This is a genomic window from Rothia koreensis (assembly GCF_004136575.1).
Classification (GTDB): domain Bacteria; phylum Actinomycetota; class Actinomycetes; order Actinomycetales; family Micrococcaceae; genus Rothia; species Rothia koreensis.
In genome coordinates this window covers 1-25,499 of sequence record NZ_NOIQ01000020.1, presented here as the reverse complement: position 1 = coordinate 25,499, position 25,499 = coordinate 1, and the positions used below count along the sequence as shown (strand labels likewise).

The following is a 25,499-nucleotide window of genomic DNA, read 5'->3' as shown; positions in this document are numbered from 1 at the left end:
AAATGTCGGCAGGTCATGACCTGCGGGACCAGTCATGATCTGCGGGACCGGCCATGACCTGCAGTGTCTGGGCCGCTGCTGCCCGGTGTCTCCACAACCGCGAAGTGGCAATCTTGTGCAGATTGGGGCCCGAATCGTGCACAAGACTGCCACCTCGGCCAGGGGGGATCAGACCTCGCCGGAGGCGACGCCCGCCCGGAAGGCCTCCGACTGGTGTCTGCGCATCCAGGACCGGTGCACCCAGTAGTTGCCCTCGATGAGCGCGCTGCCCGCCACGGCGGTGATCAAAGAAGCCCAGAGGAGGTTCGCCTCCGGGACCTGGAACTCGTGGTACATCAGGGACCACGGGATGACCAGCACGAGGATCAGGGCGGCATACATCGCCAGGAGCAATCCGCCCCGAGCAAGGCTCAACGGCCGGGACCCCACGCACAGGATCCACAGGCCGACCAGGACCAGGACGATGAAGTTCGCCGTCTGGATCTGCTGCTGCACCTGGAGGCCGCTGGGATCCAGGTGCTTGGCGTAGAAATTCACCGCGACGATGCACAGGGTCACGACGACGGCGCTCGGCAACGCAAAGTGCAACGCCCTGCGCAGGAACCCACCGACGTACCGGCGGTTGTTGGGAAGCATGGTCAGGACGAAGGACGGGCCACCGATGATCAGCAGGTCGGCCGTGGAATACTGCCTCGGCAGGAACGGGAACGTCCATGCGAGGAGCCCCAGGACCACGCCCATCATCACGGCGAAGCTCGTTTTCGTCAGGAACAGGTTGGTGACCCGCTCGATGTTCGCAATGATTTTCCGGCCCTCAGCGAGGACCGACGGCAGCCGCGAGAATTTCCCGTCCAAGAGCACCAGGCGGGAGACGGCTTTCGTCGCCGGTGCCGCGTTGCCCATGGCGATTCCGAGATCGGCGTGCTTGAGAGCCAGGGCGTCGTTGATGCCGTCACCGGTCATGGCGACGACCCGGCCGCGCTCCTGGAGCCCGGAGACCATATTCTTCTTCTGGTACGGGGAGACCCTGCCGAAAACGTTGTGGGTCAGTGCCGCGTCGACGAGTTCCGGGCCGTCGTCGGGCAGCCGGGACGCATCCACGGCACCGTTCTCGGCGTCCATGCCGGCGAGGCGGGCAGCGGCGGCCACCGTTGCGGGGCTGTCGCCGGAGAAGACTTTGAGGTCGATTCCCTGGTCCGTGAAGTAGCGCAGGGTTTCTTCGGCGTCGCCGCGCACGTGCTCGCGGAACGTCAGGAGTGCCACAGGGGCCCAGGCGTCGGGCAGCTTCTGGATGGGGCGGGCGTCGTCGTCCCGGGCCAAGGCATCGGCCTTGGCGAGGACCATGGTTCGGAACCCTTCGGAGGCCAGGGCGCTCGCCCGGTCGAGATTGTCGGGGTCCCGGAGGAGCACCTCGGGAGCCCCCAGGACCCAGGCGCCGGTGCCAGGGAATTCGACGCCCGAGAACCTGTTGGCCGATGAGAATCCGAGCACGCCGCTCGGTTGCTCCTGGGGGCGCCTCCGGAAATCGTGGGCCAGGGCAGCGGCGGTCGGGTTCGCGTTCTCGTCGTGCCCGAACCAGGCCAGGGCCTCCTGGGCGTCGTCGTCGAGACCCTCGTGGGACCCCAGCCCGTGGGCTCGCGCGAACGTCACCCCGCCTTCCGTGAGGGTGCCCGTCTTGTCGAAGCACACGGTGTCCACCCTGGCGAGCACCTCTACCGCGGGTTGCTCCTGGATGAGGACCTCATCGCGTGCGAGTTTGACGGCCGCCACGGCGAAGGAAATCGTCGTCATGAGGGCCAGCCCCTGGGGGACCATCGACGCGACCGAGGAGACTGCGACGACGAGGGCGTCCTTCCAGTCCCCGCTCGAGAACGCTCGATGCCATCCTCCGACGGCCTGCATCTGGCCGTTGAGCACGACCAGGATGATCGGAACCAGCGCGATCGAGATCCACTTGACCACCCGTTCCGTCGCGGCCCTCAGCTCGGAACTGATCGGGGCAAACTGACGGGCTTCCTTGGCCAACCGGGATGCGTGGGACTTGTCACCGACGGCCGTCACGCGGACTCTGCCCGAGCCGCCGACCACGGAGGATGCGGAATACACCTTGTCGCCGGGTCTCTTGACCACGGGGTCGTTTTCACCGGTCAGCAGCGATTCGTCGAGGTCCAGCCCGTCGGCGGCCAGGACCTCGGCGTCGGCCGGAACCTGGTCGCCGCGCGAGAGGAGAAGGACGTCGTCGAGCACGATCTCCTCGAGCGGGATGGATGATGCGGCCCCGTCGCGAAGCACCCGGGCCGGGTCCCGGCGGAGCAGGGCAATTTTGTCCAGCTGCCGCTTGGCCGAGAATTCCTGGACGAACCCGATGATGATGTTGGCGAGGGCCGCGAGGGAGAAGAGGAGGTCGAGCCAGCGACCGAGGAGGATGATGACGACGGCGCATGCGCCCAGGACGAGGTTGAAGAGCGTGAACAAGTGGGTCCGGACGATGGCCCACACGCTGCGGGAGGTCGTGTTCGGCTGGACGTTCGTCAGGCCGCGCTGGGTGCGTTCCCGGACGTCCTCGGCCGACAACCCTTTTCGGGCGAGGTCTGCATCATCGGCGCGCGCAAGCCGGGGCGGGGCGTCCTTGGTGCGACTTGGCATCGATCTCCTCGGGGGTTCGCGGCGTGCGGTATCCAGTTTACGGGCGTGTTCCCCGAAGTCGGAGTAGACCAGCCTCTACTTCGGGTTTCCTGGTTCTGGTTGCCGAGATCGGGTGTTAGGGTCGGGCTACGCCTGTGAAAGTGATACAAATTACACTCACTGCGGGTCGCTCGACGTCCGAGGCCTTCCATCGCTCGCAACAGAACGGACAATCCATGGACACCATGTACGCGGCAGTCGTCCTCCTGGCCTGCATTGCACTGGGCGAGTTGGTCTCGTCCCTGACGCGCGCACGAATACCGTCGCTCCTGGTGGCCATGCTCGCGATGGCGGCGCTGACCCAGACCGGTGTGTTCCCGGCGTCCATCGCCAAGGCCTCGATGTTCGTCGGCATGGCGACCATCATGCAGCCGGCCATCATGGTTCACATGGGCACGCTGCTGCCGATCGCTTCGTTGAAGAAGCAGTGGCGGCCCATCGTCATCTCGGTGGCCGGCATGGCCTGCGCGACTCTCCTGATCCTGCTGGTCGTGGGGCTGGTCTTCGGATACGGGACCGCTGTGGCCGGTACGGGACCGTTGGTCGGAGGGATCGTCTCGACCCTCCTGACCACCGAGGGCCTCACTTCGGCGGGTCTGACGACCTTGGCCACCATCCCGACGCTCGTGCTGATGCTGCAGGCTCTCCCGGCGATGCCCCTGACGGCTCTCTTCCTCAAGAGTCACGCGCGCCGCCTGATCGACAGCGGCGAGGTTCGGGTCGAACGAGACCCTGATACCGGGGCGATTCAGCTTTCTCCCGAAGCGCAGGCGGAGGCGGATCGCAGAGTCCTGGTCAAACTGCCGGCGTCCATCCGAGACAACCAGCTGGTTCTTCTCTTCATGGTCGTCGCGGGCGGAGGGCTGGCCATGTATCTGCAAGGACTGACGGGGGTCTCCTACAGCATCTGGGGTCTGGCCCTTGGCATCGCGTGTGTCTGGACCGGGGTCCTTCCCCGTGCGTCTCTCGAGAAGGCCAGCGGCTTCTCTCTGGGCATGGTGGCAATCATCGTCGTGGTCGCGGTGCCGCTCATGGGCGCGTCCTTCTCGCAGATCGTGACCTCGCTGGGAGCGGTTGTGCTGATCCTGGGTGTCGGCATGGTGGGGATCCTGATCGGTGGTGCGGTCGCGACGAAGCTCCTGGGGTGGGACCTGCGCCTCGGCATGCCGGTGGCGTTGACCGCGATGTTCGGCTTCCCCGGGGACTACCTGATCACCACCGAAGTCGCCCGGACATCCTCGGACGACCCCGAAATGCGAAAGTCGGTCCAGGACAGGATCCTTCCGCCCATGCTGATCGGCGGATTCACCAGCGTCAGCGCCGGATCGATCGTGATCGCATCGATTCTGGTCAAGACGTTGTGACCCCACGGGAGGGCTTCTGACGGCGTCGTGAAACCGGGGCGGGCCCGGACCACGATCGTGGTCCGGGCCCGCCCCGGTGCGTTGGAGGATCAGCCGAAGTACTTCGGCAAGGTTCCTGACCACGCCTCTCTCAGCTCCGCGAGCGGCACGCTGGCGACGCCCTGGAGATCCAGAGCGTCATTGACGGCGTCGACCACACCGATGCGGGCAAAGGCATAGCCGCGTGCGGTGCACATGTCCTTGAAACGAACTTCTTCGGTGCGCGGGACCGAGCAGACCGCGCGTCCCTGGGATTCCGAGAACAGCAGGGTGAACTCGTCGACGCCGTCGCGCTCGGCGACTTCTCCCAAACCGATGCGTGCACCGACGCCGAAGCGCAGGCACGCGTCCGCCAGGGCGGCCGCGAGGCCGCCCTGGGACAGGTCGTGCGCGGCGTCGATCATGCCGTCCCGGGACATGTTGACGAGCATGTCTCCCAACAATTTTTCCTGGGCCAGATCCACCCGCGGTGGGCGGCCACCCAGATGCCCCTTGAGCCGGGCCCATTCCGAACCGTCCAGTTCGTCCGCCGTGGTCCCGAGCAGGTAGATCGCGTTGCCGTCCTCGGTCGGGGCCCAGCCCGACGGCGTCCTCCGGGTCACATCATCCATCACACCCATCATCGCGACGACCGGGGTCGGATTGATGGCCTGGCCTCCGGTCTGGTTGTACAGCGAGACATTGCCGCCGGTCACCGGCACGCCGAGCTCCATGCAACCATCGGCGAGGCCGCGGACCGCTTCCGCGAACTGCCACATCACGTCCGGATCCTCGGGTGAACCGAAGTTGAGGCAGTCCGAGACGGCGACGGGCCGCGCGCCCGCCGTGGCGACATTCCGGTAGGCCTCGGCCAGGGACGCCTTGGCGCCTTCATACGGGTCGAGGTAGGCGTAGCGGGGATTGGCGTCGGTCGCCAGGGCGACGCCCAACCCGGTCTCCTCGTCCACGCGGACCACGCCGGCGTCGTCGGGCTGGGAGAGCGCAGTATTGCCCTGCACGTACCGGTCGTACTGGTCGGTGACCCACTCCTTGGAACACAGGTTCGGTGAGGCCATGAGCTCGACGACGGCCTTGCCGAGCTCGGCTCCCGCAGGACGGTCCCTGCCGGCTGCGGACTCGGAGAACCGGTCCGCCTGCGTGGCATCCTGCCCGGCCGGCCGGCTGTACGGCCGTTCGTACGTGGGGCCGTCGTGAGCCACGGTCTTCGGGTCGACGTCGACGATGATCTCGCCGTCCCACTCGATGACCAACCGGCCCGAGTCGGTGACTTCGCCGAGGACCGAGTACTCGACGTCCCACTTGTCCATGATCTCCTCGAAACGGGCCATGTTGGCCGGAGTCACCACGGCCATCATGCGTTCCTGGGATTCCGACATGAGAATCTCGCCGGGGGTCAGGGTGCTGTCCCGGAGGAGCACCTTGGTGAGATCCACGTGCATTCCGCCGTCACCGTTCGAGGCGAGCTCCGACGTCGCACACGAGATCCCCGCCGCGCCCAGGTCCTGGATTCCCTCGACCACGGAGTCCTTGAACAGTTCGAGGCAGCACTCGATGAGGACCTTCTCCGCAAACGGGTCACCGACCTGCACGGCAGGGCGCTTGGACGGCTTGGCGTCGTCGAAGGATTCGGAAGCCAGCACCGAAGCGCCACCGATGCCGTCCCCACCGGTCCTGGCGCCGAACAGGATGACCTTGTTCCCGACGCCCGACGCGTTGGCCAGACGGATGTCCTCGTGGCGCATGACGCCCACGGCCAAGGCGTTGACCAGCGGATTTGCCTGGTAGCAGGCGTCGAACTCGACTTCGCCGCCGATGTTCGGCAGCCCCAACGAATTGCCGTATCCGCCCACTCCGGCGACGACGCCGTGGACGACCCGCTGCGTGTCCGGGTGGTCGATGGCTCCGAAACGCAGGGGATCCATGACGGCCACCGGCCGAGCGCCCATCGAAATGATGTCGCGAACGATGCCGCCCACGCCCGTAGCAGCGCCCTGATAGGGCTCGACGTAGGAAGGGTGGTTGTGGGACTCGATCTTGAAGGTCACGGCCCACCCGTTGCCGATGTCGGTCACACCGGCGTTCTCGCCGATCCCGACCATGAGGTCCTTCTTCATCTCGTCGGTGACCTTGGCACCGAACTGCTTGAGATGGACCTTGGACGACTTGTAGGAACAATGCTCGGACCACATGACCGAGTACATGGCCAGCTCAGCGGCGGTGGGGCGGCGTCCGAGGATCTTCTTGATGTCTTCGAACTCGTTCTCCTTGAGGCCGAGTTCGGCCCAGGGAAGGTCGGTATCGGGGGTGGTCCGTGCGTGATCGACGGTGTCCAGGTTGAACTGCTGTTCGCTCATGAAAGTGTGAATCCTTGTTTTGGCTCGGTGCTCGGGAGCTCAGGCGGCGACGATCTGGCGCAGGAGGGATGTGAACAGGCGCAAACCGTCCGAGCCGTAGCGCATCGCGACTTCTTCCGTGCCGGAGGAGGACGGGCCGAAGCCGGGTTCGACGGCGTGTTCGGGGTGCGGCATCAGGCCCACGACGTTGCCTCGTTCGTTGGTCACCCCCGCGATGTCCTGGCGGGAGCCGTTCGGATTGCCGCCGACATAGCGGAAGACGACCCGGTTCTCTTCTTCCAGCTGGCGCAGCGTCCGCGCGTCCGCGACGTACTGGCCGTCCTGGTTCTTGAGCGGGACCACGATTTCGCCGCCTCGATCCAGCTCGGCCGTCCATGGGGTCTCGGTGTTCTCCACGCGCAGCCTCTGGTCGGTGCAGACGAACTTGAGGTGGTCGTTCTTGATCATGGATCCGGGGAGGAGATGCATCTCCGTGAGGATCTGGAACCCGTTGCAGATGCCGAGGACCGGCAGCGGCGCGGACCCGGAGGTGCCGTCCGCGGTGGCGGCCCGATGGACTTCGCGCATCATCGGGGCCTTGGCGGCGATGGAGCCGGCACGGAGGTAGTCGCCGTAGGAGAACCCGCCGGGAATGATCACGGCGTCCACTGACTGGAGGTCGGAATCCTTGTACCAGAGCGGTACGGGAGTCCCGCCCGCAATGCGGACCGCGCGGGCGGCGTCGCGGTCGTCCAGAGTTCCGGGGAAGGTGACGACGCCGACGCGCACGCCGGCCAGGCGCTCATCGGAGACGTCAGGGGTCAGATCCGCGATCAGGGGTACTTCGGTCGAGGGCAGTGATTCGGCCATGCTCGTTCAGTCCTCCGCAACGGACACGTTGACGACGTCCTCGATGACCGGGTTGGACAGCAATTCCTCTCCGGCCCGGCGAGCTTCCTCGAGGTGCCGCTCGGTGACCTCTCCCTCGACGGTCAACTCGAACCGCTTGCCCTGACGGACCTCGGTGAAACTGCTCAGACCGATGTGGGGCAATTCGCGGGCAATTGCCTTGCCCTGCGGATCGAGAATCTCCGGCTTGGGCATGACGTCGACAATGATTCGGGGCATCCGTCGCTCCTGTACGCGTTGAGGGGTATTCAGGCGCGCGGATTCCGTTGCCGTCTCACGCCGGACGTGAACGACCCGGACGCTCCGCGAGCTTGCTTCACCAGTCTAGCCGGTGAGAGCGGCGGCCGCGTCCGGGTCGTACCGATCGGTGCTCGGAAGCCTATTCGTCGGTTCCGGAGATTGATTTGGGGCGTTGGGGATCCAGAACCGTGTGCGGGTCGAAGAACTCATTCAACGTCTGCGATGTCCCCTCGATCGCGTGCTTCAACGAAATCCCGTCCACATTGATCCGAGCCTGACGCAGATACTTGCCCCCGGCCTGACCCCAGGCCGGGACCGAGGCATCCACATTGAAAAACGCGTTGAACCCCTGCGACTTCAAATACTGGAACTTCTCGTTCTCGTAATCACCGATCCCGGCAATATCGGCCCCGAACGGGTAGATCAACAAGTCGGTCTTGCCCACGATCGGGGCGACCTCGGCCTGCCACTTCTCGTTATCGGCCCGAATATGATCGACCGGGGACTTCGTGAAATTGATATGACCCCAGGAATGGGAGGCGAATTCCCACCCGTTGTTCTTGATCGCATCCGCGACCTTCTTCGCATCCTTCTTGTCCTGGTCCAGGTTCTTGTTCTGGTCCTTGTAGGAAATATCCGAGGTCCGGTACCCCAGGACCCCGTTGTAGCCGGTCATCGCGATGACCCCTTTGGCCCCGTCGTGGGAGAAATCCGGGTGGTCCTGGAGGAATTCTTCCATGATCGGCAAGTGGTCATAGGCTCCGACCTGTTTCTTGCCGGCGGCATCGCGGTATTCGTTGACGATTTTGCCGTCCTTGACGATCAACCGGTCGGGGAAGCCGTCGCCGTCCATGTATTCGTAGTAGGAGAGGTCGTCGAAGGAGATCACCAGTGGTTTCTTGCCTTCGGGCAGTTCCAACGGTTTCAGTTCGATGCTGCCGTCGGGGCCGGTGGTGTAGAGCTGGTGCGGGCTGATCAGGATGTAGTTGCGGTCGTAGACCTGTTGGATGATTTTTTTGAATTCGTCGATGGTGACCATGTAGTCGAGGTAGCCCTTGGCCTCGTCGTCGCCGTCGAAGGCTCGTTTCGGGTCCGCGACCAGGGAGTGGAAGAACAGGTGCGAGACCATGGTGTTATCGGCCCAGGTGACCAAAGGACCCTGCGGAGACGCCGACGCCGACGCGGACCCCGAGGCCGAATCGGAGGCACCCGATGAGGCGGAGGGTGAAGCATCATTGGCGGGTTCGGAATCCTTGGACCCGCACGCGCTGAGTATTGCGGCACCTGCGAACGTTGATGCGGAGATGACGGCGGTCCGGCGGCTGATCTTCACAGGTATGACTCCCGTAGATGTGAGGAAAATTATGGGGCCGTCCCAGGTTCCCACGAAAAATGCAGATTTCAAGGAGGGGGTGTTGAGGTGAATTTGCACGTCAGGCTCGAGCCGAGGGGCCAAGGAACGTCGCCTGACTGCGGTGACGGGCCGCACCGGGGGTCGGGACCGGATCGCCGACATCGGCCGGTGGGATCAGTTGCTGGGTTCGGGCACCGAAATCAGGACGTTGAGGAGTCTTTGACGCAAAATATTTGAGCGCTCGGCGAACTCCCTCTGGAGTGTCGCGTACTGCTTCTTGCCGTGCGCCGTTTCGACGGCGATGGGCTCGTAGCCCCACGCCGTGAGGTCGTATGGCGCTGCCCGCATGTCCATTTCGCGAATTTGCCAGGCCAGATCGAAGCAGTCCATGAGCAGGGCGGAGTCGACGAGGGGCAGCAGCTTGTACGCCCACTTGTAGACGTCCATATTGGCGTGCAGGCACGCCGGCTGCTCCAGGTGGCGTTGTTCTTCCCGAGTCGGTTGGAGCTCATTGCGCGGGACGGCTTGAGGCTGGAAGAAGCGGAACGCATCGAAATGTGTGCAGTGGATCCGGTGGGACTCGACCACGGTGTCTGTTCCTTCGGCGCCCAGCCGGAGATCGAGGTATTCGTGGCGGATGTCGTTCTCCTCGGAACGGTAGGCCATGGCCCACTCGTGCATTCCGAAGCAGCCGAAATTTCCGGGCTTGGCTGCGGTGCGCTCGAGGATGTCCCGCGTGAAATCCACCGCGGCCGCCCTGGTTCGAAGGAAGTCCTCGAGGTCGAGGATGGCGGATGTGTTCCGGTGTTCCTCGACGTCGTCCGCGGACAGCCCGGATGTCTGCAATTCGGTGTCGGTGGGGCGCCGGTAGAACTTCCACTCGAGGCGTTCCGTGGCATCGAGCAGGATGACGCCGGGGCCCGGATGCCACCGGCGCAGCTGGCCGGGTTTGAGGGTGTAATACGTGAACAGGAAGTCTTCGACCGGGTGCTTGCGCCCTGCGTGGCGTCGTTCCAGGAAGGGTTCGGTGTAGACGGAGGTCCGTTCCCGATGTTCCTCCGCCAAGTCACGCCACACCGGCCCGGTGAGGTGGACCGGGCCTCGGGCAGAGAGCGGCTGGGTCGGCGGGGCGTCAGTCACCGGTCAGCGGCCGGTGCCTCCGTACACCGTGGCTTCGCCTTCCGCATCGAGGTCGAAAGCGGTGTGGACCGCGCGCACGGCGGCGTCCAGCAGGTCCGCTCTGGTGATCACCGAGATGCGGATCTCGGAGGTCGAGATCATGTCGATGTTCACGCCCGCGCTGGACAGGGCATCGAAGAAGTGGAACGAGACGCCGGGGTTGGACTTCATGCCCGCCCCCACGAGGGAGAGCTTTCCGATGGCGTCGTTGTACTCGATGTCGGCGAATCCGATTTCGGCCTGGACGCCCTTGAGGACCTCGATGGCGGCGTCGCCCTGGTCCTGGGGGAGGGTGAACGAGATGTCCGTGCGGGATTCGGACCGTGTGGAGACGTTCTGGACGATCATGTCCAGGTTGATCTTGGCGTCGTTGAGGGAGCCGAAGATCTTGGAGGCGTAACCGGGCACGTCCGGGACGTCCACGATGGTGACCTTCGCCTGGGTGCGGTCATGGGCCACACCGGAGATGAGGGGCTGTTCCAAGGGGATCTCCTTCGTCAGGTCGGGGGCGTCTCCATCCGATTCCGTGGGGATGACCCACGTACCTTCGAGGTCGCTGAACGAAGAACGGACGTGAAGCTTTATTTTGAATCGGCGGGCGTACTCGACGCAACGCAGGTGGAGGATTTTCGCGCCGTTGGCCGCCATTTCGAGCATCTCTTCACTGGAGACCTCGTTGAGCTTGTGGGCCGCGGACACGATGCGCGGATCGGCCGTGAACACGCCGTCGACGTCGGAATAGATTTCGCAGTAATCGGCGTCGAGGGCCGACGCGAGTGCCACCGCAGTGGTGTCCGATCCGCCGCGGCCGAGGGTCGTGATGTCCCTGGTCTGGCGGTTCATGCCCTGGAATCCGGCGACGATGGCGATGTTCCCGTTCTCCAGGGAGTCGCGGATCCGGTCCGGGCGGACCTCGACGAGCCGCGCGGCACCGTGCACCCCGTCGGTGATCATCCCGGCCTGGGAGCCCGTGAAGGATTGGGCCGGTGCCCCGAGTTCGTGAATGGCCATGGCCAGCACGGCCATGGAGATGCGTTCGCCGGCCGTCAGGAGCATGTCCAGCTCTCGGCTGGGGCCGGACTTGGTGGTGACCTGCTGTGCGAGGTCGAGCAGATCGTCGGTCGTGTCACCCATGGCGGAGACCACCACGACGACGTCGTTGCCCTGGTTCTTGGTGTCGACCACGCGTTGCGCGACCCGCTTGACACCCTCGGCGTCGGAAACAGACGAACCGCCGAATTTCTGAACGATGAGGCTCATGGTGTCTCCTTCGATAATAGGAGTCTGGGTGCGTGCATGATCGGTCCCGAGGGCCGTTCGGTGCCGGATTCGTGCGAATCCTGACCGCGTATCACACTATCCGCTGGGGGTGTCCGGTGCTCAATTGAGTCGGGAATTCCACTATGTGACACGGTTTCGGAGTATTGGTCGGACTGCGCGTCATATATGGGATCTGAGTCACTGCGCGCCGTGCGTTCCGGGAGCGGTCGTCAGTCGGCCCAGGGGTTGGCGAATTTTTCGCCTCGCCGCGGAGTGGGGTACCTGCGGTTCGGATCCGCCGGCTGGGCGGGTTGTTGGGCCGGAGCCTGGATCGGTCCTTCTCGGGTGCCGTTCTCGGACCCAGGAACCTCGGTGCGGCCAAGCCCATCGGGGCTCTCGGGGTTATTGGGGCCGTTCGGCCGGTCGCCGGGTGAATGATCTGCCTCCGAGCGAGCTGTCACCGTCGCGGCGCCCTCGGGTGTTCCTGCTTCGTTGTCGGTCGCGCCCTCGATCGAGCTGCGGTTCTCGCCCGTGGTGCCGTCATGATCCGCGGTTTCGTCCTCCGGATCATCTGCGGCGTCGTGCCGTTGCCCCGGGGTGAGCACCCGGCGCCCCTCCATGGCGCGGCCGAGGGTGATTTCGTCGGCGTATTCGAGGTCTCCTCCCACGGGCAAACCCGAGGCCAGACGGGACACGGTGATGCCGATCGGGGTGAGCATGCGCGACAAGTAGGTTGCCGTGGCCTCGCCCTCGAGATTGGGGTCCATGGCGAGAATGATCTCCTGGACTTCTTCGTCGGCCAGGCGGGTCACGAGTTCGCGGATGCGGAGACGCTCCGGGCCGATGCCCTGCATCGGATTGATGGAGCCACCGAGGACATGGTACCGACCGGTGAAGCTGCCGGTGCGCTCGATGGCGGAGACATCCTTGGGCTCTTCGACGACGCAGATGAGTGAGGAGTCCCGGCGTGTGTCACGACAGATCGAGCACTTGGGGGTCTCGGAGATGTTCCCGCAGATCTCGCAGAAGGACACCTTGGTCTTGACGGTCGTGATGGCGGATGCCAGTTTCTCCATCTCGTCCGTCGGCGAATTGAGGATGTAGAAAGCAATGCGTTGGGCCGACTTGGGGCCGACGCCGGGCAGACGCCCGAGCTCGTCGATCAAGTCCTGGACTGCTCCTTGATACAAGAGTCTGTGCTCCTCCTGGGCATCGCCGCATCGGTGCCCGCGTGGTTTCAAACGGTAGTGCTACCCCTGGTGGTGCGGCCGTTCTTCGAGAACACGACCGCCCAATATCGTTTCGATGGCCGCCTGTCCGAAGACCGAGGAATCCTCGATGTCCTCGTCGTGCGGGGAGGGGACGAAGTTCTCCCACTCGTCATCCGGAGGCTCGGGTGCGCCCGGGGCGACCGGGGCGTTGTTCTGCTGGTCGTCGGCCTGTTCGTCATCGCGCACGGCGTGGAGGTGACGGGACCTCTCGTGGCTCGATCCTGCCTGCTGGGGCTCCACCGCGTCGGCGTCCTGATCCGCAGCTTGCGCAGCCCCTCCCGTGACCTCCGTGAGGTGCGGGGCCCTCTGCCCCCACATGGAGGGATGTTCGCTGGCATTGGCGGCGCCCTTCGGACCGGAATAGCCCCAGCCGCAGTCCTTCCCGTCCAAGGGGGCGCCGGGAGCCCCGGCTTGTCTGGCCGCGACGGACCAGTCGTGGGAGGACAGCCGCTCCCGTCCCTGACCGGAAGACTGGGACTCTTCCAGGGTCGAGGCAGGGGCTTGCGCAGGGGAGATCGGTGCCGCGTCATCCGCATCCTGGGCGCTCGGCGTCGATCCGCCGGGTGACGCCGAGGGGGCATCTTTTGTTTCCCCTTCGGGTTCCGGCGTGGAGGAACCAGAGTCCCCGTGATCCGAACCGTCCGGCTCGGCTCCCGCATCCTCTGGCACAACGCGCAGGTGGGAAGCCGTATTCCCCGGAAGATCCCCGAAATCGGCGCCGGGCTCTTCCTGGGTCTCCGTCTCGGGTGCGTCCTCGTCGTCCGGAATTCTGGCGACTTTCCACCCATCGAAGGTTTCGCCGGACGAATCCTCCGACCAGTCGGGTTCGCGGTCCTCATCCTGGAATGAGCGAGGCATGCCGTGCTTCTGCCAGGCCTCTTCCCCACCGCGATCTCCCTCGGGAATTGCGGTGTCCTCTGCCGTGCCAGTGTCGGCAGGTCGGGCTGAATTCGTGGTCGGGGCATCGACCGGTGACGGCGAGGACTGCGCGCGACGGGCAGCATCGGTCCATGCCTCCTCACCAGGCCAATCGTCCGGGGCACCGCCCGGGTCGGACGAGGTGCTGGGCTGGCCGGCGCCTGAAGGATTCTGGTTTCCGGAGCCGTCCCGGCGAGGGCCGTTTCCACCAGGTCCGCTCCCACCAGGGCCGGGCGAGCCGTCGTCGAGGGCGACGGTGCACTCCAGACCGAGCGTGTCCCGGACCGCGTTGCTCAGCGCGGAGGCGAATCGCTCCACCCGGCTCTCGATGCCGGGTCCCGAAGAGGCGACGTACAGGACTCCGCCGTCGAAACGGGTCGGGCGGCATTCGCGGAAGGTCGCTTTGCCGACCTTGGAGTAGTTCCCGACCGCAGCGACGATGTCGGCCCATGATCGTTCGATGAGATTGACCTGACCCGCATCGGGGGAGGGCTGCGACGCCGCGGCGTCACCGGACGCGGCCTCCGGCTTTTGGCCACGTGGGGACGGCTCCGTCTCTTCTGGTTCCGGAGGCATCTCGGCATCGGCGTGGGGTCCTTCCGACGTCGCCGTCGGCTGGGCTCCGAGGGCGTCCGCCGTTGTGGTGTCGGGCGCAACGTTCGGCGGCTCGGAGTCTCCGTCAGGCTCCGGGGCCTCTGCTGTCCTGGCATGGTCCGATGTCTCGGGGTGGGCAGCCTCCGGCTGGGTGGGACCATCCGAGGCGGCCTGCGGATTTCGTGCGGAGTCTCGATTCTTCCGGGCAAGGGAGAGCGCTGCTTCGCGAGCGGACTGCCCTGGGGCGCCCTGCGAGGCATCGCCGGGTGCATTGCTTTCGTCCGTTTGGGCGGCGACGTGTTCGGCTGGGGTCTCCGGCGTCGTGACCGCAGCCGGGTCCGACTGCAGAGGTGCTTGGACCGCGCCGACCGATCCCATGTTGATGCGGCGTTCGAGGCGGTCGACCCGAGCGTTGACCCCGCGTGACGAGTCGTCCGCGGTCGGGAGCAGAATTCTGGCGCACAGGAGCTCGAGGTGAAGCTGGGGGCTCGTGGCCCCCGTCATCTCGGTCAGTGCCGTATTGGCGATGTCCGCGGACCGGGACAGCTCCGATGCGCCGAGCTGGTTGGCCTGACCGCGCATGCGATCGATCTGGTCCTCCGGCATACCGTGCAAGATCTGGGCCGCGGAGTCCGGGACGGCCTTGACGATGATCAGATCCCGGAACCTCTCGAGGAGGTCCTCGACGAACCGGCGCGGGTCCTGCCCCGTCTGAACGACCCGGTCCACCGCGTGGAAGACGGCGGGTGAGTCCCCAGCCGCGAAAGCGTCCACGACGCCGTCCAGCAGCTCCGCGTGGGTGAATCCGAGGAGCGCCACGGCGAGGTCGTAGGAAATGCCTTCGGCCGAGGCCCCGGCCATCAACTGGTCGAGAACGGACAGCGAATCACGGACGGATCCGCCACCTGCGCGAACAACCAGGGGGAGGACGCCCTGGTCCACACGGATGCCTTCTTCGTCGCACAGATGATTCAGGTATCCGCGGAGAACCTCCGGTGCCACCAGGCGGAAAGGATAGTGGTGGGTTCGGGAGCGAATGGTTCCGAGGACCTTGTTGGGCTCGGTGGTCGCGAAAATGAACTTGATGTGTTCCGGCGGCTCTTCGACGATCTTGAGCAACGCATTGAAGCCTTCTCGCGTGACCATGTGGGCTTCGTCGATGATGAAGATCTTGTAGCGATCTCGGACGGGAGCAAAAGTGGCCCGTTCGCGCAGATCGCGCGCGTGGTCGACGCCGCCGTGCGAGGCCGCATCCATCTCGATGACATCGAGGGATCCTGCCCCGTCCCTCGACAGATCGATGCAGGATTCGCAGGTCCCGCACGGATGCGCCGTGGGACCCTGTTCGCAATTGAGGCAGCGCGCCAGAATTCGGGCCGACGTGGTCTTGCCGCATCCTCGGGGACCCGAGAAGAGATAGGCGTGATTCACGCGGTTCTTCTGCAACGCTGTCATGAGGGGATTGGTCACGTGTTCTTGCCCGATGACGTCTTCGAACGTCTCGGGTCGATAACGGCGGTACAGGGCTGTGCTCACATAGGAAACCCTACTTGTTCCGACTGACACTTTAAGAAGTGAGGCCGCTCCTGTGGACAAAAGGTCCGGACTGGGCAATCGGTCGTCGGCGTCGCGGGCGAAGGAAGAAACCTGGAGTCTCGGTCTCGGTGAGCGCGAACCCGCGGTGACGGCCGTGCTCGGGAAAGACCGGAAGCCAGCGGAGCGAGAGGAACCCAGGAGGCGTTCTTCGATACGAAAAGACCCCTCGCGCACCCGCCAGAGCCCAAATACCCTTGCTGCCTTCCGGCCCTGGGGGAGTTTTTCAGGATGACGCCACGCGAGGGGCTCGTACTAGCTTAGCCCAGCCAATGTGAGGCTGTCACACGGCGGCGCCGTGTTGTGCACCACCTTCGGGGCCCGTGAGTTGTCACCGTGGATCAAGCTTGTGTAAGCTCGAATCCGTTCGCTTTCGTGAGGTCCCGTTAACCACGGGATGGAGCAACGCCTGGAGGATTCGCCTAGCGGCCTATGGCGCACGCCTGGAACGCGTGTTGGGTTCACGCCCTCGGGGGTTCAAATCCCCCATCCTCCGCCACGTGAGATCTGAGCCGGAGCATCGTTGATACGGTGCTCCGGCTCAGCTCGTTAACGCGGTCTTCTTCGTGTCGCTTCGTTGGGTGTCCGGCGTCGTCGGGCGACCGGCATCCGGCCCATCCATTCGTAGCCAACGAATCGCTACGCCAGCGCCCGCCCCTTCGCTTCGGGCAAGCACAGCGCGGCGACGCCGGCGATCGCAAAAGCCCCCGCGAAGACTGCGAACAGGATTCCCGTGCCGCCGAGGGCTATCAGCGGCGGAACAATGAGAGGGGCAAGGATCGACGCGATCCGCCCGAATCCCGCGGCCGCACCCGTGCCTGTACCGCGAATCGGCGTCGGGTACAGCTCGGGGCCGATGGCGTACAGCGCGCCCCAAGCCCCGAGATTGCACAGGGACAGGAAGCACCCTGACACCACAATCGACCATTCGGCGCTCGACGCTCCGTAGCAGACGGCGGCGATGGCCGATCCGGCCAAGAAGGCGGAGAGCGTTGCGCGGCGGCCCCAGACTTCGATCAGGTAGGCGGCCAGCGCATATCCCGGGATCTGGGCGATGGTCATGACGAGGGTGAATCCGAAGGACTGCACCAAGGTGAAGCCCTGAGCATGCAGCAGGGACGGGATCCAGATGAAAGCCCCGTAATAGGACAGATTGATGCAGAACCATATCGTCCACAGGGCAATGGTCCGTCGCCGCAAACGAGCCGACCAGATCGATTCGGAAGTACCGCCCGCTTCGGCCGCCTGGTGTCCTTGACCCAGAGGGGTGGTTGGGCCCGAATGAACGGGGCGGAGGGGCGCGGCTTTCTCGAACGACGTCACGATACGTTCGGCCTCGCCGTGACGGCCCGTGGACTCCAGATACCGGACGGATTCGGGAAATGCGAAGCGCACGATGAGGGCGTAGGCGGCAGGGATGCAACCGAGAGCGAGCGCCCACCGCCAACCCTCCGGCGACGCCGTGACCACGAAGGTTCCGATCACGGCGGCCGCGATCCATCCGATGGCCCAGAACGCTTCGAGGAGAACAACCATTCGACCGCGGATCGATCGTGGGGAGAACTCCGAGATGAGGGTCGAGGCGACGGGCAGTTCCGCTCCGAGACCGAGACCGACGACGAAGCGCAGCGCCAGCAGCATCCCCAAGCCGGCGGACAGGGCCGAGGCTCCGGTGGCCAAGCCGTACACCAGGAGGGTCAGTGCGAAGACCTTGCGACGCCCGAATTTGTCCGCCAGAAGGCCGCCCAGTGACGCTCCGAGGGCCATGCCCGCGAAGCCGATCGACCCGAGCCAGGAGGATTCCGTGGCGCTCAGGTCCCAGTGGGCCACGAGGGCGGCCATCACGAAGGAGATCAGGCCCACGTCCATGGCATCGAGAGCCCATCCGACCCCCGATCCGCCCAGGAGGCGCACGTGCTTCGAGGAGACCTGCAGGCGGTCGAGTCGCTCGGTGCGGGTCAAGGTGGCTGACTCGGTGGTGCTCATGGCGGACCTTCGGTAGGGACTAGGGGGAATAGTTCTTGTCAAAAGTACCTTAAGAGGACTCGCGGGAGCGGGTGGATGCACACTTTTTAAGTGATCTTGCACACTTGGGTCGCTCGGGCGGTGGGAGCCGGGCTTTCGACAGCGCGACGTCGTCGGGGCCGGTTACTCGTCCCCTTCGCGTTGTGCCATGTTGAGGGCCCGAGGGTTTGCGCAGGTGGACTGGCGAATACGATCCCTTCGACGGTCCTCCGCGACCGCGACGGCCTCGATGATCCGTCCGTGCTGGGCGATTCCGCGGGGTCCGAGGGCGGCGTGACGCGGTGATTCAGGGGCGGTCTGCTGTGGGCGGGATCGGATACCCTGTGAGCACATTGATGAAATCAACGGGCGACGGCGACCGGTCGACAACACCTATTGCTGGTTGCCCAGGGGTCTTCGGCCACGAGCCGGAGAGGCCTCGGGTCACGGTCCCTCCTCATTCCACCGTCCGGCTCAGAGAAGAGACGGACACTCGTGGGCCCGAGGCTGAGGTGGAACGGCGTCGCACATGGGTTGGCGCCGTTCCGCCTTGCTCCCGGCGTGCACCTGCTTTCTCGGCGACTAGCGCTTCGACATGGAGGAACACGGGATCACGCGGAATCACCTCGCGTGTCGCTGGGGTGTGAGGGCGTCGTCATTCGCGCGAGATCCCTGGAATCTGCATCGGACGGCGTGCGGAATGGGTCATTCCCTGCGGTTCTTCCACCGGACCAGCAGGATCGATGCCGGTACGGCAAGGACCACGATGATGACGAGAATCCACGGGTTGAGGCCGCCCACGGTCATCATGACGAGCTCCGCGACGAATGCGATGCCCAGCACGCACAGGCAGACCAGGAATACGTCGGACATGTTTTTCACGGCTGTCTCCTGAACTCGGTCGGTTGCCGGTCGGGCGGTCGGTGCGGGGCGACGAGCGCCCGTCCCCACAGCCTAACTGGCTCGGGTCGTGACGTCGCCACTGGTCACGGCGGGGTGGGAGGGAGCCGGTGCAGCTCGATCCGATATCCACAATTTCTTTCGATGCCCCTCCTGGAGGGCCTGTGATGGGTAACGTATAGGACATGGCTACTGACGAACAGCTCAAGAAAATTGCGGACGGATACAAATTCTCGGGGGAAACGGTGGACCTCGGCGTCGCCATGAGCGAGGGTGAGCCCCAGCCTGACGTCCCGGTCAGTCTTCCCCTGTCGATGATGAATCGGCACGGTCTCGTCGCCGGTGCCACTGGTACGGGCAAGACCAAGACCCTCCAATCCATGGCCGAGCAACTCTCCTCGAACGGCGTCCCGGTTTTCCTGGCGGACGTCAAGGGCGATCTGTCCGGCCTGGCCGAGAAGGGCGAGAGCGGCGAGAAGCTGGAGGCCCGGAATGCGGCCATCGGACAGAAATGGGAAGCAACGTCTTTCCCGACCGAGTTCTACTCCCTCGGGGGCGAGGGGACGGGCGTCCCGATTCGGGCGACCATCCACTCCTTCGGCCCGATCCTGCTGTCCCGGGTGATGGATCTCAATGAGACCCAGGAATCGAGCCTGCAACTCGTCTTCCACTACGCCGACCAGCACGAGCTCGAGCTGTACAACCTCGCCGACCTCCGGGCCGTGATCCAATTCCTCACGTCTGACGAGGGCAAAGAAGCTCTCGCGGACCTGGGTGGTCTTTCGAAGGCCACGGCCGGGGTCATCCTCCGGAAGATCGTCGGTCTGGAAGCCGATGGGATGGACAAGTTCTTCGGCGAACCGCAGTTCGAGACGGAGGAACTGCTGCGCACGGCCGAGGACGGGCGCGGCGTCATTTCTGCGCTGGAACTCTCCGAGTTGCAGTCCAAGCCCCAGCTTTTTTCAACGTTCCTCATGTGGCTCCTGGCGGACCTCTTCGAAGAGCTTCCGGAAGTCGGCGACGTCGACAAGCCAAAGCTCGTGTTCTTCCTCGACGAGGCACACCTGCTGTTCAACGGTGCCTCCAAAGCGTTCCTCGAGTCCATTACTCAGACCGTTCGCCTGATCCGCTCCAAGGGTGTGGGAATCTTCTTCATCACCCAGACTCCCAAGGACGTCCCGGGAGATGTTCTCGGCCAGCTCGCCAACAGGGTCCAGCATGCTCTGCGTGCTTTCACCCCGGAAGACGCCAAGGCCCTCAAGGCCACGGTCTCGACCTTTCCCAAGTCGGACTACGATCTCGAGTCGTTGCTGACCTCCGCGGGAATCGGGGAGGCCGTGGTCACGGTCATGACCGACACGGGAGCTCCATCGCCGGTCGCCTGGACCCGGATGTACGCGCCGCAGTCGCGCATGGCGCCCGCGGCCCCGGAAACGGTCCAGAGCATCACGGACAACAGCGAACTCGCTCCGAAGTATGCCGAGACCGTCGATTCCTATTCGGCCTTCGAAAAGCTCAACGAGCAGGAAGAACAGAAGGAGAAGCAGGCTTCGGAGGAATCAGCGAAGCCCCAGGACACGAAAGACAGAGAATCAGAGGGCAAGGCCAAGGCAGAGGCCGGGAAAGACAAGAACGAGGACAAGGACCGGCGCAAGCGCAATGACGCCATGATGCGCGTCGGGACGAATGTCGCATCGCAGGTCGGCAGGGAACTGGTCCGAGGCTTGTTCGGCACCTCGCGCCGGGGCGGCAGGCGCCGCGGAGGAGGGTTCTTCGGCTGACCTCCGGGCATCCGTTCTGGCCCCAACCAGGGGCCCGCTCATGAAAAACGGCCCCCGGTCGTCGAACCGGGGGCCGTTTCTCGTCAATCACTCGCACCTATGAGGTACTCACCAATATAGGGAGCAGACCTGAACGTGGGCTTCAGAGAGCCTTCCCAAAGGTCGGCAATCGTCTCACAAACCCCTCACAACGGGAGCTATCGGGCCCTTTGGCCTTGGTCGCGGAGCCATTCCTCGAGGCCTGGTCCCACAAGGTCTGCGTCGGCCGGGGCAAGGAGGCTCCCATTGTCCATGCCGGGCAAAGGTGCTGCCTCGATGGTCACGGGTCGTTCATCGCCCCGGTGACGCAAAACCGCCTCGGTCAGTTCGGGAAGCCGCATTCGCTCCGGCCCACAGACCGTGACGACGCCGTCGCCATGGTCGCCCGCCGCCGCCCGCACCACGTACCGAGCCACGCTCAGCGCGGCAGCCGGCTGGATCTGCCAGTTCTGCGCCCGCACGACGTCGTCCTCCTCGACGACCGCAGCCGGATTGAGGGCGAATTCGAACCACTGGGAACTGCGAACAATAGTGTGCGCGAGCCGGGAATCGGCCACGATCTCTTCCTGTCGACGACGAGCATCGTAGAACGGGAACTGTCTGAGGCCTTCGTCCTGGACACCGTTGATCGAAAGCATGACCAGGCGACTCACACCGGCGGAACGGCTCGCCGCGACCAGGTTTTCCGCCCCCTTCAGAATCGGGGTCACCGGATCCTCCGCGACGGGGCTGACGACTTGGGACGCGTCGAGCACCGCCGAGACTCCCTCGAGCTTGGCGTCCAGGCCCTCGGCCGACAACAGGTCAACGCCCTGGGACCGGCTGAGAGGAACCACGGTGAAACCGTCCTCCTCGGCCGCCTGCACGATGAGCTCTCCCATGGCACCGGTCGCCCCTGCCACTGCCAGACGCGTCATGACTGCAACCTCCCCTGACGTTTCGACTCACCAGCCACCCTAGTCCGGGGCAGACCTGACGGCACGAGGCGTCGCATGGCTGTCTCGAAAGGCGGTACACGGTCACGATCCGGCCTCCGACAGGGGTATTCTCGTGGACCCGGGTCCACGCTAGAGTACTCTGGCATCTGAAGAGACGCTGCTGTTCGTGGACTCCCCCTTGAAAACATCAATCGCGCAAAGGAATGTGGCCGTTTATGGCACAGAAGGCCCCGCACACGTCCCGGCACGGGATCTCCATCGCCATCGCGGCGATGATGTTGTTCTCCATGTTTTTCGGGGCGGGAAATCTGATCATCCCGCCGATCACGGGTGTTGAATCGGGCGAAAACTTCTGGCCCGCGATCCTCGGGTTCATCAGCACGGGCGTTCTGCTTCCCGTGCTGGCCGTCATCGCCGTGGCCGTTACCGGTAACGACGTCCAGGATCTCGCCCGGCGAGGTGGGCGGATCTTCGGGCTCGTCTTCCCGATCCTGGCCTATTTGTCCATCGGCGCCTTCTACGCGTTGCCCCGAACCGCCACCGTGAGCTTCTCCTCGGCCGCCACTCCATTGCTCGGATGGCATTCCACCTGGGCGGCAGCCGCCTTCTCGGCAGGCTTCTTCATCGTCGCCTTCCTCATGTCGCTCAACCCCAACGGACTGGCCGACAAACTGGGGAAGTACCTCACCCCGGTCCTTTTGGTCCTGCTGGTGCTCCTGATCCTCCTCGGCATCTTCACGATCGACCATCGCCCGGGGCAGGCCGTGGACGACTACGCCGGTCATCCCGCCTCGACAGGTTTCGTCAATGGTTACCTGACCATGGACTCGATTGCGGCCCTGGCCTTCGGCATCCTGGTGGTCTCTGCCCTGAAGTACAAGGGTCTGCCCGCCGGACCCAAGCTCGTGCGCGGCGTCGGTCTGTCGGCCGTCGTCGCCGGCATCTGCCTGGCAGTGATCTACCTGGGTCTCGGTTACGTCGGAAACATCATCCCCAAGGGCTCGGAATACTCCGACGGCGCCGCACTGCTGGCCGCGGCCGCTCAGCAGACCATGGGCATCCCCGGAGGCATCGTTTTCGGCCTGATCGTCGTGCTTGCCTGCCTGTCCACGGCGGTGGGCCTCTTGGGCGCGACCTCCGAGTTCTTCAACAAGTTGGTGCCCCGGGTTTCCTACCGGGCGTGGTTGGTGATTTTCTGCCTGATCTCCTTCGCCGTCTCCACGACGGGACTCGAAACGGTGCTGGCCATCGCCGCCCCGATCGTCGGGTTCCTGTACCCGCCGGCCATCACCCTGATCCTGCTGACCCTGCTGGAACCGCTGGTCCGGCGTCGGCTGCAGTGGACATTCGTGTGTGCGCTGATCGTGGCCAGCATCTGGGCCGCTCTGATGACCCTGGAATCCCTCAACGTGGCCACAGGTGTCATTTCTCCGCTGATCGGGTGGTCGCCTGGCCATGCGCAGGACCTCGGCTGGTTCCTGCCGACTCTCGTGGCGGCCGTCGTCGGACTCGTGATCGACCTGGCGGGCGGCGCCCGGAAGGGCGTTCCCCTGGGCGGGGAGTCGGTGGCCGACGCCGAGAACCGTACCGGGGCCATCCCGAACGGCTGACACGAAGCGCGCCTGAGCATGAAAAGCGGCCCCCGGAAGAATCCGGGGGCCGCTTTCCGTCAATCACTCGCACCTATGAGGTAGTTACGACTCTAGGGATCGAGGCTGAGATTCGTCTGTGCAGAGGTCTCCAAGAACCTCAGAAACCGGAGGGAAAACTCTCAGTTCGACTGCTCGGAGGTGTAATCCTCGCGCATCTGGCGCTTGTTCAACTTGCCCACGGAGGTGCGGGGAAGCTCGGCCGAGACGATGATCTTCTCCGGCAATTGCCATTTGGCGAACCTTTGGGCCAGCAAGTCCAACACGCTGTCCTCGGTCACCTCCTGCCCCTCCTTCGGCACCACGTAGGCGACCGGTCGTTCCTCCCACTTCGGATCGGGAACGCCGATGACGGCGGCCTCCGCGACTCTGGGGTTGTCGAGGATCGCGTTCTCCATGTCGATCGACGAGATCCACTCGCCACCCGACTTGATGACGTCCTTGAGACGGTCCGTCAACTTGAGATAGCCGTTTTCGCAGATGACCCCGGCATCGCCAGAGCGCCACCACCCGTCCTCGAAACTGTCGGCGGAGTCGGGCCTGTTGTAGTACGACGTCGCCACCCACGGGCCGCGAATGAGCAGCTCGCCGGCCGACTCGCCGTCGTGGGGTTGGGGGTTCCCGTCCAAGTCGGCGACTTTGATGTCGACGCCGAGCATCGGGAGGCCCTGGTACCTCTTCAGATCCCAGGCTTCCTCCTCCGACATCTCGGGGAGAGTGTGCGGGAAGTCGCCATTGGTCGTGGCCATTGGCGACGTCTCCGAGGCGCCGTACGCGTGGATGATCTCGCCTCCCGTGAGCTCCTTGAAACCCTGCATGAGCGACAGCGGAGGCTCGCTGGCCCCACAGACGATGCGGAGGCCCGTGAGATCCGGCGGGGTCGGCAACGACCGGTAGTACTCGAGCATCGGAGTGAGAATCGACGGTGCGCCATTGGCGAGGGTCACGTGCTCCTCAGCAAGGGCCTCGGCGAGCACACCGATGTCCTGCGCCTGCCAGCGCCCGGGAAGGATGATTCTGGCCGCCGCGCCGACCGCGGCCTGGGGGAAGCCCCAGCACATCACGTGGAACATCGGGGTCACGAGCATGACGGTCTCGTTGTAATTCAGCTTCTCCGAAGAGATGACCGTCATTGAATGCAGGTACATGGCCCGGTGGGAATAGAGAATTCCCTTGGGTCGGCCCGTGGTTCCGGTGGTGTACCCGGCGTAGGCCGCGGTCTTCTCCTCGACCCATTCGAACGGGTACTCCTCCGGCTCGTCCTTCATGAGCTCCTCGAGGAAGACGACGTTCGGCAGAGTCGTCTCGATTTGATCCGACGGCTTGTCGGAAAGGACGATCCACCCCTTGACCCCCGGGGCATCACGGTGGGCTTCGGCCACGGGAAGCAACGACTCGTCGACGCAGACCCACGACGCCTGCGAATGCTCGATGACGTACCCGAGATCCTCCGAGGCCAACCTCAGATTGAGCTGCAACATCGTGGCCGCGAGCCCGGGAACGGCGAAGTAGAGCTCCAGATGGCGTCGGGAGTTCCAGTCGAGAACCCCGACCATGTCTCCGGCGCCCACTCCCAGGCGCGAGAGCGCGCCCGCCATCTTGCTGACCCGGGCGAATTCTTCGCGATAGTTCGTCCGGTTCCACGAACCGTTGAGATCGCGGTACACGATCTCGTTGTCGGGAAAGGTCGTTGCGGCGTGCCGCAAGAGCGAAGTCATGTTCAGGGGGTAGTCGTCACCGGTGGTGGCACGGAGTCCTTCGAGCATGGGGTCCTCGTCATGATCGGGTGGGCGGTATTGCCGCTGGATTTTGTAGAAAAACCCTACGCCCTAGTGATTCAGGACACAATTTTGTCGGGTACCCCGACATGTCCACCACGTCGCAAGTCAGTGGGTCACGGGTTCGGCGGACAGGTCGGTCGGGCGTTCAGGGTCAAAGGTTCCATAGCGGCCCAGGAGGTCACGTTCCTGGTCGTGGAGCTTGCGCGGGCGGAGATTTTCGGGATCGACGCCCACCAGAACGTTCAGCCCGTCGAAGACAACGGCGTCGTCCTGGATGCCACGGAACGTGATCGTGTAGGACGTACTTCCGACGTGGCCCACGCCGAGCTCAACCACAAGCTCTGGCCCGTAGTGCACTGGAGAGCGGTAGTTGATCTCCGTTCGGACGACGACGGTCGGGTTGACCTCGCGGCTCCAGTTGTCGATGGACTGCAACCACATGATGCGCGCCTCCTCAACCAGGGTCAGCACGCGGGCATTGTTGACGTGACCCATGAGGTCCTGGTCTGACCAGCGGATTTCGAGGGGTTCTGCATACGCGGGATATTCGGTCATGAACGGTTGTCCTTCCTGATAGATGTCTCACCGATACTATTCCGTACCGGCCCGCGCTCCTGCCCCGACGTCATACACGGCGCCGTGGGTGAGGGTGAGGGGGGGGTCGGGGT

At 64.6% G+C, this 25,499-nt stretch carries 17 protein-coding genes, 1 tRNA gene and 1 other RNA gene; 4 read left to right on the top strand and 15 right to left on the bottom strand.

All coding sequences use genetic code 11. The features are described 5' to 3' along the window. Positions 1-168: 168 nt before the first annotated feature. Positions 169-2,646: an HAD-IC family P-type ATPase gene (locus EWU68_RS11170; protein ID WP_129316209.1), complete on the bottom strand. Its 2,478-nt coding sequence runs from the start codon at positions 2,644-2,646 to the stop codon at positions 169-171. 215 nt (positions 2,647-2,861) lie between these two features. On the opposite strand from EWU68_RS11170, the gene EWU68_RS11165 reads away from it, so the two are divergent. Continuing rightward, positions 2,862-4,049 (top strand): hypothetical protein, encoded by a 1,188-nt coding sequence (locus EWU68_RS11165; protein ID WP_129316208.1) that lies wholly within the window; start codon positions 2,862-2,864, stop codon positions 4,047-4,049. 89 nt (positions 4,050-4,138) lie between these two features. On the opposite strand, the gene purL is transcribed toward EWU68_RS11165, so the two are convergent. The 9 genes from purL to ffs form a co-directional block, all read right to left on the bottom strand. After that, positions 4,139-6,442, bottom strand: coding sequence for a phosphoribosylformylglycinamidine synthase subunit PurL (purL, locus tag EWU68_RS11160; RefSeq protein WP_129316207.1), 2,304 nt, complete (start codon positions 6,440-6,442; stop codon positions 4,139-4,141). 39 nt (positions 6,443-6,481) lie between these two features. Next, a complete protein-coding gene (gene purQ, locus EWU68_RS11155; protein WP_129316206.1) occupies positions 6,482-7,291 on the bottom strand; it encodes a phosphoribosylformylglycinamidine synthase subunit PurQ in 810 nt (269 codons plus the stop codon). A 6-nt stretch (positions 7,292-7,297) separates the two neighbouring features. Beyond that, complete coding sequence (gene purS / locus EWU68_RS11150) at positions 7,298-7,549, bottom strand: phosphoribosylformylglycinamidine synthase subunit PurS (protein ID WP_129316205.1); 252 nt, start codon at positions 7,547-7,549, stop codon at positions 7,298-7,300. A 160-nt stretch (positions 7,550-7,709) separates the two neighbouring features. Next, positions 7,710-8,903: a polysaccharide deacetylase family protein gene (locus EWU68_RS11145; RefSeq protein WP_129316204.1), complete on the bottom strand. Its 1,194-nt coding sequence runs from the start codon at positions 8,901-8,903 to the stop codon at positions 7,710-7,712. A 195-nt stretch (positions 8,904-9,098) separates the two neighbouring features. Continuing rightward, on the bottom strand, positions 9,099-10,064 hold the full coding sequence (locus EWU68_RS11140) for a 3-methyladenine DNA glycosylase (protein WP_420852882.1): 966 nt from the start codon (positions 10,062-10,064) through the stop codon (positions 9,099-9,101). A 3-nt stretch (positions 10,065-10,067) separates the two neighbouring features. Beyond that, the gene (locus tag EWU68_RS11135; RefSeq protein ID WP_129316203.1) at positions 10,068-11,363 is read right to left on the bottom strand and encodes an aspartate kinase; all 1,296 of its coding nucleotides are present in this window, start codon (positions 11,361-11,363) and stop codon (positions 10,068-10,070) included. Between the two features lie 230 nt (positions 11,364-11,593). Next, positions 11,594-12,553, bottom strand: coding sequence for a recombination mediator RecR (gene recR, locus EWU68_RS11130; RefSeq protein WP_129316202.1), 960 nt, complete (start codon positions 12,551-12,553; stop codon positions 11,594-11,596). Between the two features lie 60 nt (positions 12,554-12,613). After that, positions 12,614-15,682 (bottom strand): DNA polymerase III subunit gamma and tau, encoded by a 3,069-nt coding sequence (locus tag EWU68_RS11125; RefSeq protein ID WP_129316201.1) that lies wholly within the window; start codon positions 15,680-15,682, stop codon positions 12,614-12,616. 212 nt (positions 15,683-15,894) lie between these two features. Next, an RNA gene (gene ffs, locus EWU68_RS11120) (signal recognition particle sRNA small type) lies at positions 15,895-15,994 on the bottom strand. Between the two features lie 156 nt (positions 15,995-16,150). Between ffs and EWU68_RS11115 the strand changes: the two genes are divergently transcribed. Next, positions 16,151-16,238 (top strand) — tRNA-Ser (locus tag EWU68_RS11115). A 140-nt stretch (positions 16,239-16,378) separates the two neighbouring features. Here the strand turns inward: EWU68_RS11115 and EWU68_RS11110 are convergent. Next, positions 16,379-17,725: an MFS transporter gene (locus tag EWU68_RS11110; protein ID WP_129316200.1), complete on the bottom strand. Its 1,347-nt coding sequence runs from the start codon at positions 17,723-17,725 to the stop codon at positions 16,379-16,381. A gap of 723 nt (positions 17,726-18,448) precedes the next feature. Next, a complete protein-coding gene (locus EWU68_RS13070) occupies positions 18,449-18,625 on the bottom strand; it encodes a hypothetical protein (RefSeq protein ID WP_156265472.1) in 177 nt (58 codons plus the stop codon). A gap of 203 nt (positions 18,626-18,828) precedes the next feature. Between EWU68_RS13070 and EWU68_RS11105 the strand changes: the two genes are divergently transcribed. Continuing rightward, on the top strand, positions 18,829-20,424 hold the full coding sequence (locus EWU68_RS11105) for a helicase HerA-like domain-containing protein (RefSeq protein WP_129316199.1): 1,596 nt from the start codon (positions 18,829-18,831) through the stop codon (positions 20,422-20,424). Positions 20,425-20,621: 197 nt separating this feature from the next. Here the strand turns inward: EWU68_RS11105 and EWU68_RS11100 are convergent, their stop codons facing one another. Beyond that, positions 20,622-21,380 carry an SDR family oxidoreductase gene (locus tag EWU68_RS11100; protein ID WP_129316198.1) on the bottom strand — a complete coding sequence of 253 codons (759 nt, stop codon included), beginning with the start codon at positions 21,378-21,380 and terminating at the stop codon, positions 20,622-20,624. Positions 21,381-21,616: 236 nt separating this feature from the next. Here EWU68_RS11100 and brnQ point away from each other — a divergent pair, with 236 nt between their 5' ends. Next, positions 21,617-23,011 carry a branched-chain amino acid transport system II carrier protein gene (gene brnQ / locus EWU68_RS11095; RefSeq protein WP_129316197.1) on the top strand — a complete coding sequence of 465 codons (1,395 nt, stop codon included), beginning with the start codon at positions 21,617-21,619 and terminating at the stop codon, positions 23,009-23,011. 161 nt (positions 23,012-23,172) lie between these two features. Here the strand turns inward: brnQ and EWU68_RS11090 are convergent, their stop codons facing one another. Then, complete coding sequence (locus EWU68_RS11090) at positions 23,173-24,816, bottom strand: long-chain-fatty-acid--CoA ligase (protein WP_129316196.1); 1,644 nt, start codon at positions 24,814-24,816, stop codon at positions 23,173-23,175. A 120-nt stretch (positions 24,817-24,936) separates the two neighbouring features. Beyond that, positions 24,937-25,386 carry an acyl-CoA thioesterase gene (locus EWU68_RS11085; protein WP_129316195.1) on the bottom strand — a complete coding sequence of 150 codons (450 nt, stop codon included), beginning with the start codon at positions 25,384-25,386 and terminating at the stop codon, positions 24,937-24,939. Positions 25,387-25,499 lie beyond the last annotated feature (113 nt).

Excerpts from the sequence above, each read along its gene's own strand:
- purS (WP_129316205.1), bottom strand. The coding sequence starts at position 7,549 with ATGCCCCGAATCATTGTCGACGTCATGCCCAAGCCGGAGATTCTCGAT.
- purQ (WP_129316206.1), bottom strand. The coding sequence starts at position 7,291 with ATGGCCGAATCACTGCCCTCGACCGAAGTACCCCTGATCGCGGATCTG.
- EWU68_RS11090 (WP_129316196.1), bottom strand. The coding sequence starts at position 24,816 with ATGCTCGAAGGACTCCGTGCCACCACCGGTGACGACTACCCCCTGAAC.
- EWU68_RS11085 (WP_129316195.1), bottom strand. The coding sequence starts at position 25,386 with ATGACCGAATATCCCGCGTATGCAGAACCCCTCGAAATCCGCTGGTCA.
- EWU68_RS11110 (WP_129316200.1), bottom strand. The coding sequence starts at position 17,725 with ATGAGCACCACCGAGTCAGCCACCTTGACCCGCACCGAGCGACTCGAC.
- EWU68_RS11170 (WP_129316209.1), bottom strand. The coding sequence starts at position 2,646 with ATGCCAAGTCGCACCAAGGACGCCCCGCCCCGGCTTGCGCGCGCCGAT.
- EWU68_RS11165 (WP_129316208.1), top strand. The coding sequence starts at position 2,862 with ATGGACACCATGTACGCGGCAGTCGTCCTCCTGGCCTGCATTGCACTG.
- EWU68_RS11105 (WP_129316199.1), top strand. The coding sequence starts at position 18,829 with ATGGCTACTGACGAACAGCTCAAGAAAATTGCGGACGGATACAAATTC.
- brnQ (WP_129316197.1), top strand. The coding sequence starts at position 21,617 with ATGGCACAGAAGGCCCCGCACACGTCCCGGCACGGGATCTCCATCGCC.
- EWU68_RS11135 (WP_129316203.1), bottom strand. The coding sequence starts at position 11,363 with ATGAGCCTCATCGTTCAGAAATTCGGCGGTTCGTCTGTTTCCGACGCC.
- EWU68_RS11100 (WP_129316198.1), bottom strand. The coding sequence starts at position 21,380 with ATGACGCGTCTGGCAGTGGCAGGGGCGACCGGTGCCATGGGAGAGCTC.
- purL (WP_129316207.1), bottom strand. The coding sequence starts at position 6,442 with ATGAGCGAACAGCAGTTCAACCTGGACACCGTCGATCACGCACGGACC.